We start from the raw sequence: 17,232 nt of genomic DNA, 5'->3' as shown, positions 1-17,232 counted from the left end.
TTCAGCTGAGCTCGTGGCTGAAGTGGTGCAGCAGGACGAGGGTGATGGCAGCTCCGGCGAGCGGGATCGCGACGCAGGCGAGGGGACCGGCGGTGGCGGCAAGGGAGGCGAGTGTGGTGCTGGCGGACTGGCCGATACCGATGCACGCGATGAGCCAGGCGAACGCCTCGGTGCTCTCACCGGGCGGGGCGAAGCTACCTACCGTGAGGAAGCTTGCGGTGAGCAGCGGCGCGAGGAACAACCCCGGCAGGACAGCGAAGGCCACGGCGGCGTAGGGAGCCGGATCTTGCAGCAGCGGCAGCCAGCCGACGGTGAAGCCAGTGGCGGCGGTTACCAGGTGCGCGACCGGGGGGCCAGGCAAGAACCGGCGGCCGTAGAGCAGCCCGCCGAGCAGACTGCCGACCGACAGCGCGGTGGGGAGCACTCCGGCCAGCCAGCCGGCGTGGTTGCGCTCCGCCGCATTGAGCGCGAGCACGTTCACCGCGCCCAGCGCGACACCCGTGCCGGTCAGCGCGGCGAGCAGGACGCGAAGTCCCGGTACTCGGAGCGGGCCCGACCAGTGCACCTGCTGCGCGGTCGGTGACCAGGTCCTCGACGGTTCGGCGGAGACCACCATCGCGGCCCCGAGCAGGCCGAGCGCCGCAGTCGCCGCAATGGCGGCGTGCGGGCCGACAGCCGCCGAGCACCCGGCGGCCAGGAGCGGGCCGACGATGAACACGAGGCCCTGAGTGCTGGTGTCCAGCGAGAGAGCGACCCGCTGCTGGCCCGGGTCGGGAAGCAGGACCGGCCACAGTGCCCGCAGGCCAGCCTCCAGCGGCGGCGTGCTCAGCCCTGCCGTGATCACGGCCAGCGCGGCGAGCACCGGGTGGTGGAGTGGACTGATGCACGGCAGCACCAGGAAGGCGGTCGTCGCTGCGGTGACGGCACCGACAAGGACGCGTGTCTGGCCGCGCTGGTCCACCAACCGTCCGAGAACGGGCTGGCCCAGCGCGGAGGCCAAGCCGAACAGGGCGGCCAATATGCCCGCCAGGACGAGCGAGCCGTCTTCGGCCCGCACCAGCAGCAGGATCGCGATCGGTGCCATCCCGGTCGGCATGCGGCCGATCAGCGTGCCACACAGCAGCCGGGCGACATGGCGGACGCCCAAGACAGCGCGGTAGCCACCGTCCCGGGTGCGGACGGTCGTGGATGTGCTCAACGAAAGACCCTTCGACTGAGTGGTTCGGCGGCTGGTGGTGATGTCCCCAGGGTTGGGACGCCGGGTCAGGATGCCGATGGCATCGGGGTTGATCTCGGTATGCCAGGCGAGCTGGCCGCCCGGGGCACGGCGAAAACATACCGGCGACCACGGAACCGAAGAGAACCAAGATCGTTACGGGCAAGTGAAGGGTCTGTAAGGTGTTAGCGCCGCTCGTCAGGGACACGAAGATCGCTCTGGCTCTGGCACAAAGTTGGTGGCGCCGTTGCCGATCGGGTCACCCGTTGAGCAGCAGGCGGCGGAGAAGGTCGAAGTCGCCCGGCCACACACGGTTCTTTTGGAGGCCTACAACTCCGACACGGTGCCTTCGAGAACGCCCCTGCTCCTGGGGAGGGTGAGTCAGTTGCGGACAACGTTGTAGTCCCTGAGCAGACGGGTCGCGAACCCTTGAATCCGAGAGATGCCGCTGGCCTGGGCGGCTGTGATCCAGGCATCCAGGTGGCGGCCGTGGCGTTGGTGCAGCATCCTGCCGAAGTTTCCGACCAGCTGATCGAAAGCTGCGCAGGACCGGGCAGCGATCCAGAATCCGGGCGTTGATCCGATAGCCGAGCTCACGCAGTTCTGCGGCGAGGATGGCGGCGTTCGGGTACCTGTCCGGCCAGCGCTGGGCCAGGCGTAGCCGGCTCCGCCGCCGGAGACGTGGTGCACATGATGGAAATCCGCAGAACAGAACCCGGTTCGGTGATGCGTTGTGCGGGCGGGACCGGAGTTGACGATGGTGTGTTGTCCGTCATGCGGTGCTCATCGTTGTATGCAGCGCCTGGTTGTTATGCAGGGCCGCAATGGCTTCGGCTAGCAGCGGCGCGATCGAGCACACCTGGAACTCCGATGGCAGCTGCCGGTGCGCGATGGTGTTGGTGATCAGCACGTGCCGCAGACCGAGTCGGTGCAGGCGCCCGACCGCGCCGTGCACGAACACGCCGTGGGTGGCCGCCACGGTTGCATCGGGGGCGGCGTTGTGCTCGCGCAGCAGCCCGAGCGCGGTTTCGATGGTGGCACCGGTACTGATCATGTCATCGACGATCACCGGCAACCTACCCCGTACCTCGCCGATCAGCTCCAGCGCGGAGACCGTGGTGCCACTCTCGCGGCATTTACGCACCACCGCAAGGAGATTCGTGGACCCCTGTGCATACTGTTCGGCCAGTTTCACCGCGCCCTCGTCCGGGGCGATGATCACTCGCTCGGACAGGGCGATCTCCTGAGCCAGCACAGGGACGGCGGTCAGTGTCTCGGTAGGGATGGGGCAGATCGCCTCGAGGGCTGGGGTATGCGGATCGACGACGATCAGGCGGTGCGCGCCCGCGGCCGCGATAGCCCGGGTGAACACCGCGACGCCGAGGGCTTGCCCCGCGCGGGTATGCCGGTCTTGGCGGGCGTAGCCGAGATACGGCACTACCGCCGTGATACGGGCAGCGCGAGCGCGCCGGCAGGCGTCGATCAGCAAGAGCAATTCGGCGAGGTGGTCGTTGACCGGAGGCGGGGTTGGTTGCACGAGGTAAACGTCGCTGCCGCTGACGTTTTCGACGGTCGGAAGCAGTTCGCCGTCGGGGAATCGCTCCAGGACGGTCTCCGGTGGGCTGGCGCCCAGGTAGTTCGCGATGGTAGCGGCCAGCTCGGGGTTGGCGCTGCCGGCGATGATGCGCAGCACGGTCATGGTCGGGTGATGTCCTTTCCGATCTGGTTGCGACCGCCGAGGGCGGCGGGCGCCGAGTGGGGCAGGAACCAGTCGCGGGCCAGTGCCGCGACCTGTTCCAGCGCACCGGGTTCGAGGTGGGTATGGTGAGCCCGTTCTCACACGGCATGGCCCGTTGCGCATAGCGGTTGAGGTCGACCGCGGCCGGGCGGCCACCGCCGACAATCAGCAGCGTTGGTACCCGCACCGCGCGGCCGTCCCAGCCGCGCCGCGAGCCGACGTCCGGCATCACCGCGATCGTGAAACAACATCCGTGACCACCTCTCACTTCAGGGTTGCGGCCCGGCACCGATAGCGGCAGGTCCGCTCGTCGCCGATACCAAGGCCGTTGGTCCCGGGTGGTGTCGAACTCGATCTGACTCGTGATCGGTTCCGGCGGGGTCAGGTCGTGATCGCCGCTCGTGTTGTCGAACGTCGGAGTGGACGGCAGCCGTGTCGGTGGGGTGAGTACCTTTTGTTGCGTCAGCGCGCGTCATCGGCCGCCTCGGATACCCGCCCGAACCGGCCAGGTGACCCACAGACGAGTTGCTAAGATTAGAAAGTAATCTCAGCGTTGTCGGTATCCGGAGAGTGGAGGTCACCATGGGGGATGCGCACCAGCCGCTCTATCGGATGAAGGCAGATTTCTTCAAGACCCTCGGGCATCCGGCGCGTATTCGGGTGTTGGAGCTGCTCAGCGAACGCGACTACGCGGTCTCGGAGATGTTGCCGGAGGTCGGTATCGAACCGGCGAATCTGTCGCAGCAGCTGGCGATATTGCGTCGTACCGGGCTGGTGACCGCCCGGCGGGAGGGTTTGTCGGTCTCCTACGCATTGACCTCGCCGCGGGTTGCCGAGCTGTTGAAGGTGGCGCGGGCCATCCTGACCGGGGTGGTCGCGGGGCAGGCCGAGTTGTTCGAGGAGCTATCCGAACCAACCCTGGTCAGCGAATCCTCGGGCTGACCTCGCGGCGCGGAGCTTCTTCGCGCGCGGTTTCGGCGTTGCCGTTGGGGCAGCTGATGGCGTATCACGACGTGCTGGTCGATCTGGCTGATGTGGCGCGTCGGCGCGGCAGATCAGTCGCGGGGTGTTGTCGGGTGGCCCGCAGACCTGTTCGCGCATTCGCGGTTCATTTGCGGGCACGGGTAGGGATCTCGTCGTATTCCTCGAACACGACCGGCGCTTTGTTGTCGACAACGATGCGCCCGAGCAGGGCGGCGAGCGTATCCCGTTCGTCAGAGGAGAGATGCTCGGCGAGGCGATCGATCCGTCGACACGTTTCGGTGTAGAAATCCTCTGCGAGCGTGTGGCCTTCGGTGGTCAGCGTGACGCGCACAGCGCGTGCGTCGTGCGGATCCGGTTCGCGCCGGACCAGGCCGTTACGCTCGGTGCGGTCGATCATGCCGGTCAGACTCGATTTCGCCAGGTTGAGCAGTGCTCCGAGCTCACCCATGCCGTATGGCCGGGTCATCAGCACACAGAGCAGTTGCCCCTGTTGGGGGGTGAGGTTGTATTCGCGCCCCGATGCGGCATACACAGCATCGACCAGAAACGCCGACCTGACCAATCCGCCGACTACACCGACCCTGTCTTCCTCTTTGCTCACAGGGCGATCCTACCTCAGGATTCAACCAATTCGTAGCACGAACCAACCTCCGGTACTGCGCGTTCCACGCAATTGCGCAACCATTCCATCGACAGTTCGTGACGCGAACCACACGAAGTTCGCAGATCGAACCACTTGCAGTTCGCTACACGAACTATTATCGTTCGTCCTACGAACTTATCCGTTCTCGTCCAGTAGGAGTAGCTATGAGCAACACAGTGGTCGTCGTCGGCGGAGGTTACGGTGGCGCGGCAGTCGCCAAGGCCCTCGAGGCCGAGGCAGAGGTGATCCTGATAGATCCCCGAGACGGATTCGTCAACGCGGCGGGCTCGCTGCGGGCGATGGCCCAACCGGAGTGGGCGGGCAACATGTTCTTCCCATACGACACGATGTTCACCCGGACGACGGTGGTCCGGGATCGCGTGATCGCCGCGGATCCCGCCGGTGTCACAGTGGCTTCGGGTCATCGCATCGCAGCCGACTATCTCGTCCTGGCCACCGGATCGACCTACGCCTACCCGGCCAAGCCGGTCTCCGATTCGATCGACGCGGCACGGGACGATCTGCACCGCACCCATAAAGAACTACTGGCCGCCGACCGCGTCCTGATCCTGGGCGCCGGACCGGTCGGACTGGAACTGGCCGGTGAGATCGCCGAGACATGGCCCGGCAAGGAGGTGACGATCGTCGATCCGAACGAACAACTGCTGCCGGGATTCCGTGACGAACTGCGCGAGGATCTGTCCAAGCAGCTCGCTGAGTCCGGAATCACACTCCGGCTCGGCACCCGCCTGCACGTCCTGCCGTCCACAGAGGCAGGCAAGACCGAGACCTTTACGGTGACACCCACCGTCGGAGATCCGATCACTGCCGACATCTGGTTCCGCGCACACGGGGTGCGCATCAACAGCGACTACCTCACCGACGGACGAATCGCCACCCCGACCCCTGCAGGACAAGTTCCCGTCGCCGAGACACTGCAGGTCCGTGGGCACGACCATGTCTATGCCATCGGTGATATCACCGACGTCCCCGAAGCCAAGATGGCCGGATATGCCATGCAGCACGCCGAGGTAGTGGCCCGCAACATCACCGCCCAACTACGCAGTGAACAACCCAGCGCCACCTACCAGCCGTTGCCGTTCCCGATGATCCTGCTTCCGCTCGGCTCCCGGGGCGGTGTCGGCCAGCTCCCCAGTGCGGACGGTCCTTCGGTGGTGGATTCTGCGACGGTCTCGCAGTACAAAGGCGCCGACCTGTTCACCAGCCGCTTCACCGAGCAATTCGGCCCGACGGCAGCATAACGACCGGCAAACGCCACCCGACCCCAACGGCTCGCGGTCAGCTCCCGGAGCCTACGCCTGGTGACAGACCGCGCAACCCATCGACCGGACCGGTCGCCAGCAACCGATCTTCTTGCAACGAAAGGACATAAGCATGTCTGAATCAGATGTCGTCTTCGGATTCGGAGCGCACAGCACCGTCGACGACCGTGCGCAACTGCTGCGGATGGTGCAGCAGGCCGACCGCGACGGGCTCGATATCTTCTCCCTCTCCGATCACCCCTATCTCGGCGACCGCATCGATGCCTACGCCGCCATCGGTTTTCTGCTCGGTGCTACCCAACACATCTCGGGTCTGGCCAACGTCACCAACCTGCCGACCCGCCCCGCCCCGATGCTGGCCCGCACGGTCGCCGGATTATCGACGCTGTCGAACGGCCGAATCGTGCTGGGTATGGGCGCGGGCGGGCTGTGGGACCGCATCGCCGCCATGGGCGTGACACGACTGTCCCCCGCCGAGGCCGTGGATGCGTTCGAAGAGGCTGTCGTCCTGATCAGGAAGTTGTCCGGCGGCAACACACCGGTCACCTTCCACGGTAAGCACTACCACGTGGAAGAAGTAGTTCCTTCCCCTGTCCTCGCGCCCGCCGTGTGGACCGGATCGGTCGGCCCGAAATCCCTCGCCGCCACCGGACGCGTCGCCGACGGATGGCTCCCCGGTCACGCGGCCGACTGGCTCAGCGAAAGATACCGCCGATCGCGTCCAATCATCGACGAGGCCGCCGCAGCCGCCGGACGCGAACCATCCGACATCCGGACGATCTTCAACTTCCCCGGACGCATAACCCGCCACCCACTCCCGGCCACCCGCGACACCGACGGGCGTTGGATCGGTGGCGACGCGAAGCAATGGATCGACGAACTGACCGGCGCCGTCCTCGAACACGACGCAGCGGGATTCATCATCTTCGCACCCGGAGGCGGACCGCAGGACCTCGAATCCCTGCACCGCTGGGGCGGAGAAATCGTCCCCGCAGTACGCGAAGCAATCGCCACAGAGACCACCGGCTCCCCTAACCGGGCTGTGAACTGACGCACGATGGCGAACTCGGACCGGAAGGCGAGTTCCGACGTAGCAGTAGGCGCGCGGCTGATGCCGGGCGCCACCCTTCCGCATTCCGCGAATACCGCGAACAGACACCGAATCTCGGACCGCCGGTGTTGTCGTAGGCTCGGTGGCGGGTGTGGGCCACGGAAGATAGAGCGCGCGTTGCGAGATGAACGATCTGCGCCGCAACTGCGGTCGGTGCGCGACCGGTTCGACGATGAGCAGGCAGAATCGTTGCGGCAGTACCTGGAGGCGTCGCAATCGGAGAATACATTGCGGGCGTATCGAACCGATTGGTTCGCGTGGGCGAGTTGGTGCGCCGGAGAGAACCGCCAAGCCCTGCCGGCCGATCCGCTCGATGTCGCCGTCTATCTCGCGGCAGCTGCCGATGCGCCCCGCGAACACGGCGAATGGGCCTTTCGGCCTTCCTCTCTGGAATGCAAGGTCGGTCGGGTGGCCGAACCGGCACCGGCGGCGCCCGAGGTTCGACGGAATCACCGAGTCGTCCGATGGTGCCCGCGCCGCCGACAACGGCCGTGCCGGGGTGGCTGCTCGGCGACATGCTCCAGACCCGGCGCGAGTATCAGTGCAGTCTCGCCGACCAGGATCGGCAGCGCGCCGCCGAGGCCGAACGCCGGATCCGGGCCGAGGAACGGCTGCGGGTCTCGCGCGACGTGCACGACCTGATCTCGCACACGCTGAGCATGGTGGCTGTCCGGTCCGGTGTCGCCCGGCTGCTGATCGAGGAGAATCCGGGCGAGGCACACCAGGCACTGAGCACCATCGAGACGGCCAGCCGATCCGCACTGACCCAACTGCGCGCTGTGCTGTCGCAGATCCGCGAACCTGGGCAGCGCGACGAACCGGCCGAGCCGGGCTTGGCCGAGCTGGCCGAGTTGGTGGACGGGCTGCGGCACGATGGGCTGATGGTGGAGTATCACGTGCTCGGGACGCCGGCAGACTATCCGGCATTGCTGCAGACCACGGTGTACCACATCGTGCAGGAGGCGCTGACCAATGTGGTCAAGCACGCGCGCACCGACCATGCGCAGGTCGAAATCCGGCATGCGCCAGGGGCATTGACCGCCTCGATCACCGATGACGGCCCGCGCGCCGCAGCGCCCGCCGGAATCGATGTCAGCGGTTCGGGACTCGGCCTGGGAGGCATGCGGGAGCGCGTGTCGTTATTCGGCGGCCGGTTCGAGGCCCAGCCGCAGGCGGCGGGCGGATTCGCCGTCATCGCAAGCTTCCCCATCAGGACCGCCATGTCTGACACCGCGGCCACGGGCGAGCCGGACCCGATCCACGTCCTGATCGCCGACGATGAAGCGCTGGTGCGTGCGGGCTTCCGGGTCCTGGTCGATTCCGCACCGGATCTCACGGTCGTCGGCGAGGCCGGCACCGGCGGTGAGACGGTCCGGCTGACGCGGCAGCTGCGACCCGATGTCGTCCTGATGGACATCCGAATGCCGGTCATGGACGGCCTGGAAGCCATGCGGCACATCGCGGCCGACAGCGCGGACGGCCCGCACGTGCTCATCGTGACCACCTTCGATCAGGACGAGCACGTCTTCCGAGCACTGCGCAGCGGAGCGGGCGGCTTCATCCTCAAGGACTCGCCACCCGAGCAGCTGTTGCACGCGATCCGTGTGGTGGCCAGTGGCGACGCCCTGCTAACACCGAGCATCACCCGCCGGATGATCAGCGCGTTCGCCCGCCAGCCCGCCGCCCCCGCCCCACGCTCGAACGCTCTCACGATCCTTACCGACCGCGAACGAGAAGTTTTGCAGCACATCGCCGCCGGGCGCTCCAACGCCGAGATCGGTGCCGCGCTCTACGTCAGCGTGGCCACCATCAAGACGCACGTCGGCCGCCTGCTCACCAAACTAGAGGCACGCGACCGCGCACAGCTCGTCGTCTTCGCCTACGAATCCGGCATGGTGGTGCCCGGTGGTACCGGTGAATCCAGCGACCGTGATCGGATGGTTCTGCGCGGCAAGGGCAATGCTGGGGCCAATTACGCTACGCCACATAGGCGTTCGCTATAGGGTAGGAATCCGGCCGACCCTTCGCGGGATAGGAGCATGAGGTGAGGCGTCGACTGTCCGGTGTGCTGGCCTTCATGATATTGCTGGCGGTGGTGGTCGCCACCGCATGGGAGCAGCAACCGCACGGCTACCGTGATGCGTCCACGCCCACGGGGATGTTCAGCGCCGAGCGTGCGCTCGATACGGTCGAAATGATCGCGTCGCGGCCACATCCGGTCGGTAGCGCCGAACACGACCAGGTGCGTGAGCAGCTCGCCGGCCAATTGCGAAATCTGGGTTTGGACACCGAGATCCGCTACGGCGTCGGCCGATATCCCGCACAGCTGGAGCGCGACGTGCTCGGCATGGCGCGCGTGGGGAATATCGTCGCCCGCCGGCCCGGCCGCGACTCCACCGGAACCGTTTACCTGATGGCGCATTATGATTCGGTGCCGTCGGGCCCCGGTGCGAACGACGACGGCGTCGGAGTCGCCACCATTGTGGAAGCCGTGCGCGCGCTGCAAGCGAGCGCGACGACACTGCGCAACGACCTGGTAGTTGTGCTGACGGATGCAGAGGAACTCGGCCTACTGGGCGCTGAGGCGTTCGTGGCATCGGGCGGCGTCGATCCGCGCGGCGGCGTGGTCATCAACCATGAGGCCCGTGGCGCCGGCGGTCCGCCGCTGATGTGGCGGACGAGCCGGCCGAACAGCACGTTGATCAGCGCGGTAGGCGCTGCCCCGCACCCGAATACCGACTCGCTGTCGACCAGGCTGGCCGGTGCGCAGACCAGCAGCAATACCGATTTCGCCGCCCTCGACCCCGTCGGTCTGCGAGTGCTCGATTGGGCCTTCGCCGGCCAGAATGCCTACTACCACAATCCGTTCGACGATCCCGGCCATGTCAGCCTCGCCACCGTGCAGCAGTTCGGTGACAATACCGTCGCGCTGGCCCGCGATTTCGGTGAGCGCGACCTCGGTACGTTCGCGGAGGAGAACAGCGCGTACTTCCCGCTACCGTTCGGGGTGCTGGTGGTGCTACCGCTCTGGGTGATCGTCGTGCTCGCGGTCGCGACGGTGCTCATTGTCGGCTGGGTGATGTGGCGGATGCGGCGTAGCGGTGAGGCGAGCATAGTCCGCTCGCTCGGTTCGGCGGCGACCGCAGTGTTTTCGATACCGGTTGCGATGGCCGCCGTCTACGGACTGTGGGAAGCGATCATCACGATCCGGCCGCAGTACCGCGTGCTGTTCGTCGATCCGTACCGGCCGGAGTTCTACTACGCAGCCGTACTCGTCTTGTGCCTGGCCGTACTCACCGCGTGGTATGCGCTGTCTCGGCGATGGTTCGGAGCGTCGGCAACCGTCGCGGGGCTGCTCTGCGGGGTGGCGGTGATCGGTGCGGTATCGACGGCCATCGAGCCGGCGGCCGCGGTCGTGGTGGTGATACCCGTTTTCACCGCGGCGCTGGGCGTTTCGCTCACCTTCGTAGTACCGGATCCGTGGCGGCTGCCTGTGCTCACGATCTTGCTGGTTCCGAGTGCGGTAGTGCTTGGCACGTGGGCATTCGCGGGGCTGCAGGGCGGAATCGCCGGCGCACCGTACCTCACGGCGCCGGCGGTGATGGTTCTCGGTGTGCTGTTGATGCCGACGCTCACACACGCGTGGCCGAGCCGCCGTACCGCGATCATTCCGTCTGCGGCGCTGGTGCTCACCGTGGCGCTGGCGGCCGCTGGTCTGGCTGTCGACCGCTTCGATGATCGGCATCCGCTGATGTCCCAGCTGTCCTACGCGCTCGATGCCGATCATCATGAGGCACAGTGGGTTTCGCAACAACAGCCCGATCATTGGACGCGGCGGTTCGTCGAGCCGAGCCCGCCACGGGCACAGTTCGCCGGATTGTGGTCCAAAGCGGTCGCCAGCGGCTCCGCTCCGATCGGCGCACTGTCCGCACCGAGTGCCGAGATCCTTTCCGACACCACCGATTCCGGCCGTCGCACCGTCGGACTGCGGTTGCGCTCCACTCGCGGGGCGGACTCCATCGCCCTGCGATACGACAGCCCGCCACAGGCGCTGCGTGTCTCCGGACGCGACATCACACCGGTGCCGCGGCAGGGTTTTCAGTTCTCGGCCGTTCCCACCGAAGGTATCGAGGTGCAGCTCACCGCACCGGCTGGGCCACTCGAGCTTCAGGTCATCGACTACAGCTGGCTCCCGGACTCGCATCTGGCCGACCCGCCGGCGGATATCTTCTACCGCCAGGACAGCACGGTCGCGGTATTCACGACCGTCACAGCGCTCTGAGGTCCGAGGGCACCGTCTCGTCGTAGTCGGCAGGATCGAAACGCCTTGTCTTCCAACGGAACAGCACGGTAGCCCGGGCCAATTGTTGGTGATGCGACCGGATGCGTTGCGGTAAGTTCTTTGGTGCTGCTCAGCGATAGTGCCCTGAATCTCGAGTTGCCTGAGCTCGCTCTCGATTATTTGCACACACGGCAGCGGCTACTCGCTTGTTCCGCCTATGGTCAGCAGGTGTCGCCAGGCTGTGGCGCCCTCGTTGCGGCCGAGCGATGTACAGTGATCGAGTCTTCTCACCGGAGGGCCTGCGGGCTCTCGAGGGCTTCGGCCTCACCGACTGGTTCTCGGCGCCATGTGGCATCGAGAAGGTGGGAGTCGTTTCCGACTCCGGTGAGGTGTGTCTTGAGCAGTTTCGAACCACGTCGACGTTTCTCCCCTTTCCCCGGTCTGCGGCGTACGCCGGTACACGTGATCGGTGCCGGTCTGGGCGGACTCTGCCTCGCTCAGGGCCTGCGCCGTGCCGGAATCGATGTTGCCGTCTACGAGCGAGATGTCTCCGCGTTCGCGCGTGCGCAGGGCCATCGTCTGCATATCGATGAACACGGCCGGGATGCGCTGTCGGCGACCCTGCCACCGCACCTGTTCAGGCTCATCGCGGCCATCGCCGGGCGGCCGGCACCGAACATAAACGGCTTCGACCCCCAACTGCGGCCGACCGGAGTTTTCGCTCTGGATGATTCTGCACCGGAGTCGGCTACCGGCGATGGCCTCATGCCCGCGCATGCGGTCATCGACCGGCACGTGTTGCGGCAGGTTCTCCTCAGCGGCCTCGACGATATCGTTCACTTCGGCCGTCGTTGCGTGGGATACGACAGTGACACCGGCACTGTCACCGCGCGCTTCGCCGACGGCGGCTCTGCCCAGGGCTCGGTGCTGGTCGCCGCTGACGGCGTCGGCTCGGTGATCCGCGCCCAGCGTCTGCCACAAGCACAGGTCGTGGATTCCCAGGTCCGCCTGATCTACGGCCGGGTGCCGCTGACCTCCGATCTGCGCGGCGGGCTGCCACCAGAGATGGTCAGCAGTGTTTTCAATTCCGTTGTCGGACCTGGCAATCGGTTCGTCGGCATCGCGCCGGTGCAATATCGTCTGCCACCGGCAACGGCCGCGACCCGACTGGCGCCCGAGATAACCTTCCCACCGATCGATGACACCCTTGCCGTGATGTTCGGCTGTCGTCTCGATCACCTCGGGCTCTCCGACACGCAACTGCGCGCCGCATCCGGCCGGCGACTGCGCGAGTCGGTGCTCGAGCACCTGTCCGGTTGGCATCCCCTGGTAACCCGGATCGTCGAGAGATGGACTCCCACGAGCATCTACCCGATCACCGTGCGTAGCAGCGTTCCGGTTCCGCCGTGGCCGACATCGAACGTCACCCTGCTCGGCGACGCAATCCATGCTATGAGCCCAGCCGCAGGCGCGGGTGCGAATATCGCGTTACGCGACGCGGCCGCCCTCGCTGCTGCGCTGACCGAGGCGAACACCGGCCGGCCACTTTCCGACTACGAACGAGAAATGATCGATGAGGGCTTTCGCATGGTGCGCCTGTCGGCCGCGAGCGGAACACGAATACTCGCAGCCGACCCACTGCCGGAATGAGTCACGGTCTTGCACCTATGGGCCAGGACCTCGTCGTCGATGCGCCGCGCGGATCGGCGTATCTGCTGAGAGGCCATCCGTGGCCAGGTTGGAAGGCTGGCGCGGCACCACCGTGCATCGCGTCGAGACCGACAACACCGGCCGCCTCACCCGCGCCAAAATCGTCGACCCGTCCTGGTTCAACCGGCCCGCCCTGCCGGTAGCCATGACCGAAACGATCGTGCCCGAATTCCCCCTGGTCAACAAGAGCTTCAACCTGTCCTACGCCGAAACGACGGCGTGGCCTCGGATGCCCGAGCAGCTGAATCCCGTATAGGTCCAACATTTCTCCTTCGAAACGTCCGGCCGGGAACGACAGGTAGGCCAGGGAACGGAGGCTGGGTTCGTCGGCGGACAGCACGCATTCCAACTCGGCCCGGCGGTCGGGGCGGCCCGCGAGGAACAGGTACACCACGCGCAATGTCGGGCCGTCGTCATGTGCGGCGGCCAACGCGAGTCGATATCCGGTGTCGAGGAGTTCTTCTGCGGCGTCGGATATTTCGTCACCCGACAGGTGACGGTGAATGCGTTCGTGGCCGGTAATCGCGCGGCCACCTACGATCATGGCCGCGGCCAATGGTGCGCTGGCCTCCCTAGCCTCCGGGTTGGCGATCGAAATGGCGCCGGTGCGAGTGAACGTCATCTCGCCCGGCTGGGTGGACACTCCCATCTGGGACCAACTCGAGATGGACAAACAAGCGGCATTCGCCGAACTGTCCCAACGACTCCCCGCCCGCCGCATCGGCACCCTGACGACATCGCCCAGGCGTTCCTGGCGGTGATGCGCAACCAATTCATCACCGCGACAGTGCTCCACGTCGATGGCCGTCACCGTCTCATGTGATCGGCACCCGATCCGGCCAGGTCGATGCGGGTGTTATGTCGTGGAGAGCCGGCAGGCGCGCCAGCGGTCGCTGGCGATCGCGTACTCGACTTCGCCGCGCTCTGCCCCAGGGATCGGGTGCTCCCACTGAAGGTGGAAGGTGCAGACGTATTCCATCCCGATGGATGCCATGGTGGCTCGGGATGCCGTGTTGACCGCCATCGTTTCGGCGAAGATTCGTGTGAGTCCGAGGTCCAGTCGCTTGTTGCCTCAGGTCGGCCCACGGGTGCTGATGGTGGCCGGCGCGCTGCTCGGGGCGGGTGGCTTGATCTATCTGGCGCAGTTGCGGGTCGGCGACGCCTGCTGGGCGGCTGTGCTGCCTGCCGAGATCGTGATAGCGCGCGGCATGGCGCAGATCTTCGTGGCCATGCAAGCCACCGCGCTGTACGCGATCGACGATCAGGACGCCGGTGTGGCCAGTGGTCTGTTGAATGCGGTGCAGCAGATCGGCGCCTCGATCGGCACCGCGCTGCTCACTACGATCGCGGTGCAGGTCTCGGAGCGATACGTGCTCAGCCATCCGCCAGCCGCGGATCTGCTTGCACGCGCGGCGATCCACAGTTTCGACATCGGATTCTATTGGGGTGCAGGGTTTTTCGTGATATCTGCGATCGTTGTCGCGATCACGATTCGGGTCCGGAGGTTGGACCTGGTGACCGAGCCGGACAGGCAGGCGACGATGCCGGTCTAGGTGCATCTCGCCAGCGGTCATCCATTTCTCCAGGTCACGGCCGCGGAGCTCGGACATGATCGCGGCGAAGTCTCGGACATGGCCGACCGGTCCGGTGAGTCTGCGCTCGTTGCGAGGATCCCATCGAGCTGTTGCGGGTCGTGCGGTCCAGTCGTGCGGGACGCTCATGATCCAGCTGACGGCACGACCCCCACCGACGGTGGTCTGGGCGGCGGCTAATGGGCATGGCCAGGTCGTGCGGAACCGGGTGTAGGTAGGGTTCGAACTTGTCGAGCACGCTGGGCCGGTGGCCTGTTCCGTTGTTGACCAGCAGCTCGTCGATGGTGGCTGCGCGGGCGAAGCGACGCACGGTTCCTCGTGCGAGGCCGATTTGGGCTCCGATGGCACGGATGCTCCCGGCCTGTCAGCTGCGGCAGGTGGTCGGCGAAAGTCCCTCTGCCGCAGTCGGAGTTATCGCAGAGCTACCGCTACACCTGCAACCGGATCAGCACCTCTCGGCCAGTGATCGCGGTGTCGGACAATCGCCGTTGGTAGCGACTGTGGACTCGACGCGACAGGATTCCGCTGCCGGGGTAAGCAGTTGGCCTGTCGCGAGTGCTCACGTCGAGCGGCATCCGAAGCCGCGCGGAGTCCACCCCGTCGATCTGCAGACCATCCAGATGTGGGAACATGACGGATGCCGGTTCAAGATCAGAACACCGGACAACATGATCGAACATCAAGCGCCCGTCTGCATTTCCGAACCGCGGCAATCACACGAACCGTGCCGGATCCAGGACTTGGATGCAGTTGACAAGCAGTGACCTGCGGGGGTGAGCCTGCCATCCCTGCCAAGGAAGTGCCATACCTGCTGCCGCCCAATGCAATTAGTGAGATTCGTTGAGACGATGGATCCATCCAGCGGCGTGGTCCAACCGGCGCTATGCCAGCGGGGATGCGCTCCAGGCTCACAGCGGCCTGGGGAAGATACTTGGGAGGGTAGCAGTGCAGACATTCACCCGTGCCACGGCAAAACTGGTGGCGGCAGTAGCGATTCTCATTTCGGCCATGCCAGTCGCCAGTGCAGTGGCGGAAAGCCCGGCGGTCCTTGAAGGGCAGGTAAGCGCACAAGCGATCAATGGGTCCCCCACGGATTTTCAGGCCGCCAGGGGACGACCAAATTATATCGCAGGATACACCCAGCATGCGCGGGAGCGAATGGCTTTGCGCAATATCAGTGAGATGCAGGTACAGGACGTTATTTCCAGCAAAGTCAACGGGGTCTGGCAGCCCGACAAGGAGACCTGGAAGGTCTGCTGGAACAATATCTGTGTAGCTATCAGCGAAGACGCGTACATCGTGACGGTATTCTGACAGCAGCGAGCGGGTTTCGCTGACGCGAAACCCGCTCGACCGATGCTGGTAGCTGCGTAACTTCTACTTGGCAGGCTCAGTACCTTGGCGACCCCCCGTGATGTCAGTGGCGGCCGCCTTCATCGCTGCAGTCAACTGCGTCCCGGCATCGAGTAACTCCACCCCAAGAAGCGCACCGTCTGCATCGAAGTCAAGCGTAGCCAATAGTATGCCGTCCTCAGTTTGCGCTGGCACTGTGCGTGCTGCATATCGCGGCCCGGGGTGGTCGGACCGAATAGCAAGATATGCAGCGTTGGCCTGTCTGTCCCAGGTCAGTTCCTCGATATAGGTGTTGTTTGGCAGCGTCGTCATCAGCATATCCCCACTTATCATCTAATTCGTACAGCTACTGGTGTCGGGAACGAGGTTACTTCTCGAACGTAGTGCGTTGCAACGGATCTCGTCGGGCGAAACTCCTCGTCGTCCATCTGGCGCGCCGAGGGCTGTCGTGCCTGTTTCAGCCACCCGTAACAGGTGGACGAGGCAATCTCCAGAACCCGCCATACGAGTTCGACCGGGTACTGCGGGTGATCCTTTGATGAACTCCTTCCGGTCTATCGGGCCACGGGTGCGAGCTCCCCGTGAAAGCGGGGAACCTCACCTGGGTTACAGCACAACGTGCCGCCTCTACGAACTCGAGGGCCACCACCGGGCCCGTGGAACCCGGCAGCCCACCCGCCAACACTGGACGGACGACCACACCCATCAGGGTCGGATACCATCTGAAACCCCAATCCGAAACCGATCATTCCAGGCCGCATTCCTGGCGAAAATCGAGGATTAAGCTGGTAGCTCACGTGGTATGGCTGCCGGATTCCGCCGCTCTGCAGTCGGCGATGCCAGAGCTGTCGGATTATTCGCCCGCCTGGTTCTATTCTCGGATCTTCCGCGTTCCGTTGCACGGCTGGTCATCGAACCAGACTCCGGATAGGCGGCCCGCTGACTTCCTTCTGCCATATGGGTGCCAGACATGTTGTAAACCATACAGATTGCGGGATTGGCGATGGAAGATAGTTGCGTATTAGCAATTTCGACCGATCGCTACCGAGCTAACTCGAGGTAGAACCATCCAGGAGGGGACCTTGAAGTAGATAGTTTGCATAGCAACCTTACCGCTGGCCGCATTGGTAGTCGTGATTGCGGGAGTATCTGTCGCGACGGCAAATGCTTGCTCGGAACCGGTGCCGGTCCCACGTTGTGTTTGTAAACGATCAGTGTGCTCGTCTGAGGTTCACCCCGGGGAGTGGACACTGAGTTAGCGGGATGGTTGTTCCTGCTGGTTAGGATGTCTGCATGCCTCCTCGTAAGCGTCGGTCGTTC

Annotated in this window: 12 protein-coding genes and 5 pseudogenes; 11 read left to right on the top strand and 6 right to left on the bottom strand. The window is 65.2% G+C overall.

All coding sequences use genetic code 11. The annotated features are described in order from the left end of the window. Position 1: 1 nt before the first annotated feature. From AB0J29_RS34050 to AB0J29_RS34040, 3 genes and pseudogenes are all read right to left on the bottom strand, one after another. A complete protein-coding gene (locus tag AB0J29_RS34050) occupies positions 2-1,198 on the bottom strand; it encodes an MFS transporter (RefSeq protein ID WP_364794832.1) in 1,197 nt (398 codons plus the stop codon). 790 nt (positions 1,199-1,988) lie between these two features. Next, positions 1,989-2,915: a ribose-phosphate pyrophosphokinase gene (locus AB0J29_RS34045; protein WP_364794830.1), complete on the bottom strand. Its 927-nt coding sequence runs from the start codon at positions 2,913-2,915 to the stop codon at positions 1,989-1,991. Next, positions 2,912-3,132, bottom strand: a pseudogene (locus AB0J29_RS34040) (hypothetical protein); the annotation flags it as partial. The gene AB0J29_RS34045 and the pseudogene AB0J29_RS34040, both read right to left, overlap by 4 nt. A 404-nt stretch (positions 3,133-3,536) precedes the next feature. Here AB0J29_RS34040 and AB0J29_RS34035 point away from each other — a divergent pair. Beyond that, positions 3,537-3,896, top strand: coding sequence for a metalloregulator ArsR/SmtB family transcription factor (locus tag AB0J29_RS34035; RefSeq protein ID WP_364794828.1), 360 nt, complete (start codon positions 3,537-3,539; stop codon positions 3,894-3,896). Positions 3,897-4,062: 166 nt separating this feature from the next. Here AB0J29_RS34035 and AB0J29_RS34030 read toward each other — a convergent pair whose 3' ends face one another. After that, the gene (locus tag AB0J29_RS34030; protein ID WP_364794826.1) at positions 4,063-4,539 is read right to left on the bottom strand and encodes a MarR family transcriptional regulator; all 477 of its coding nucleotides are present in this window, start codon (positions 4,537-4,539) and stop codon (positions 4,063-4,065) included. A 206-nt stretch (positions 4,540-4,745) separates the two neighbouring features. On the opposite strand from AB0J29_RS34030, the gene AB0J29_RS34025 reads away from it, so the two are divergent. From AB0J29_RS34025 to AB0J29_RS33995, 7 genes and pseudogenes are all read left to right on the top strand, one after another. Next, positions 4,746-5,843, top strand: a complete 1,098-nt coding sequence (locus tag AB0J29_RS34025; RefSeq protein ID WP_364794824.1) for an FAD-dependent oxidoreductase — start codon at positions 4,746-4,748, stop codon at positions 5,841-5,843. 133 nt (positions 5,844-5,976) lie between these two features. Further along, positions 5,977-6,915, top strand: a complete 939-nt coding sequence (locus AB0J29_RS34020; RefSeq protein ID WP_364794822.1) for an LLM class flavin-dependent oxidoreductase — start codon at positions 5,977-5,979, stop codon at positions 6,913-6,915. Between the two features lie 425 nt (positions 6,916-7,340). Then, positions 7,341-8,174: pseudogene (locus AB0J29_RS34015) on the top strand (histidine kinase); the annotation flags it as partial. 21 nt (positions 8,175-8,195) lie between these two features. Beyond that, positions 8,196-8,882 (top strand): annotated as a pseudogene (locus tag AB0J29_RS34010) (response regulator transcription factor); the annotation flags it as partial. A gap of 137 nt (positions 8,883-9,019) precedes the next feature. Further along, positions 9,020-11,257: a M20/M25/M40 family metallo-hydrolase gene (locus AB0J29_RS34005; protein ID WP_364794821.1), complete on the top strand. Its 2,238-nt coding sequence runs from the start codon at positions 9,020-9,022 to the stop codon at positions 11,255-11,257. A 396-nt stretch (positions 11,258-11,653) separates the two neighbouring features. Next, positions 11,654-12,907: an NAD(P)/FAD-dependent oxidoreductase gene (locus tag AB0J29_RS34000; RefSeq protein ID WP_364794819.1), complete on the top strand. Its 1,254-nt coding sequence runs from the start codon at positions 11,654-11,656 to the stop codon at positions 12,905-12,907. An 88-nt stretch (positions 12,908-12,995) separates the two neighbouring features. Then, a pseudogene (locus AB0J29_RS33995) lies at positions 12,996-13,223 on the top strand (hypothetical protein); the annotation flags it as partial. Here the strand turns inward: AB0J29_RS33995 and AB0J29_RS33990 are convergent. Then, a pseudogene (locus tag AB0J29_RS33990) lies at positions 13,182-13,511 on the bottom strand (NADH-quinone oxidoreductase subunit C); the annotation flags it as partial. The pseudogenes AB0J29_RS33995 and AB0J29_RS33990 sit on opposite strands and share 42 nt — an antisense overlap. Here AB0J29_RS33990 and AB0J29_RS33985 point away from each other — a divergent pair. The 3 genes from AB0J29_RS33985 to AB0J29_RS33975 all read left to right on the top strand — a co-directional run bounded on the left by AB0J29_RS33985 (position 13,471) and on the right by AB0J29_RS33975 (position 15,873). Continuing rightward, on the top strand, positions 13,471-13,728 hold the full coding sequence (locus tag AB0J29_RS33985; RefSeq protein WP_364794817.1) for an SDR family oxidoreductase: 258 nt from the start codon (positions 13,471-13,473) through the stop codon (positions 13,726-13,728). The pseudogene AB0J29_RS33990 and the gene AB0J29_RS33985 sit on opposite strands and share 41 nt — an antisense overlap. A 201-nt stretch (positions 13,729-13,929) precedes the next feature. Next, a complete protein-coding gene (locus tag AB0J29_RS33980) occupies positions 13,930-14,520 on the top strand; it encodes a hypothetical protein (RefSeq protein WP_364794815.1) in 591 nt (196 codons plus the stop codon). A 984-nt stretch (positions 14,521-15,504) separates the two neighbouring features. After that, positions 15,505-15,873 carry a DUF4258 domain-containing protein gene (locus AB0J29_RS33975; RefSeq protein WP_364794813.1) on the top strand — a complete coding sequence of 123 codons (369 nt, stop codon included), beginning with the start codon at positions 15,505-15,507 and terminating at the stop codon, positions 15,871-15,873. 63 nt (positions 15,874-15,936) lie between these two features. Here AB0J29_RS33975 and AB0J29_RS33970 read toward each other — a convergent pair whose 3' ends face one another. After that, entirely contained in the window at positions 15,937-16,224 is a 288-nt protein-coding gene (locus tag AB0J29_RS33970) for a DUF2283 domain-containing protein (protein WP_364794811.1), read from the bottom strand. Positions 16,225-17,232 lie beyond the last annotated feature (1,008 nt).

Source organism: Nocardia sp. NPDC049707 (genome assembly GCF_040674855.1).
Classification (GTDB): Bacteria; Actinomycetota; Actinomycetes; order Mycobacteriales; family Mycobacteriaceae; genus Nocardia.
The sequence above is the reverse complement of the archived record's forward strand: the minus strand, read 5'-3'. Positions and strand labels throughout refer to the sequence as shown.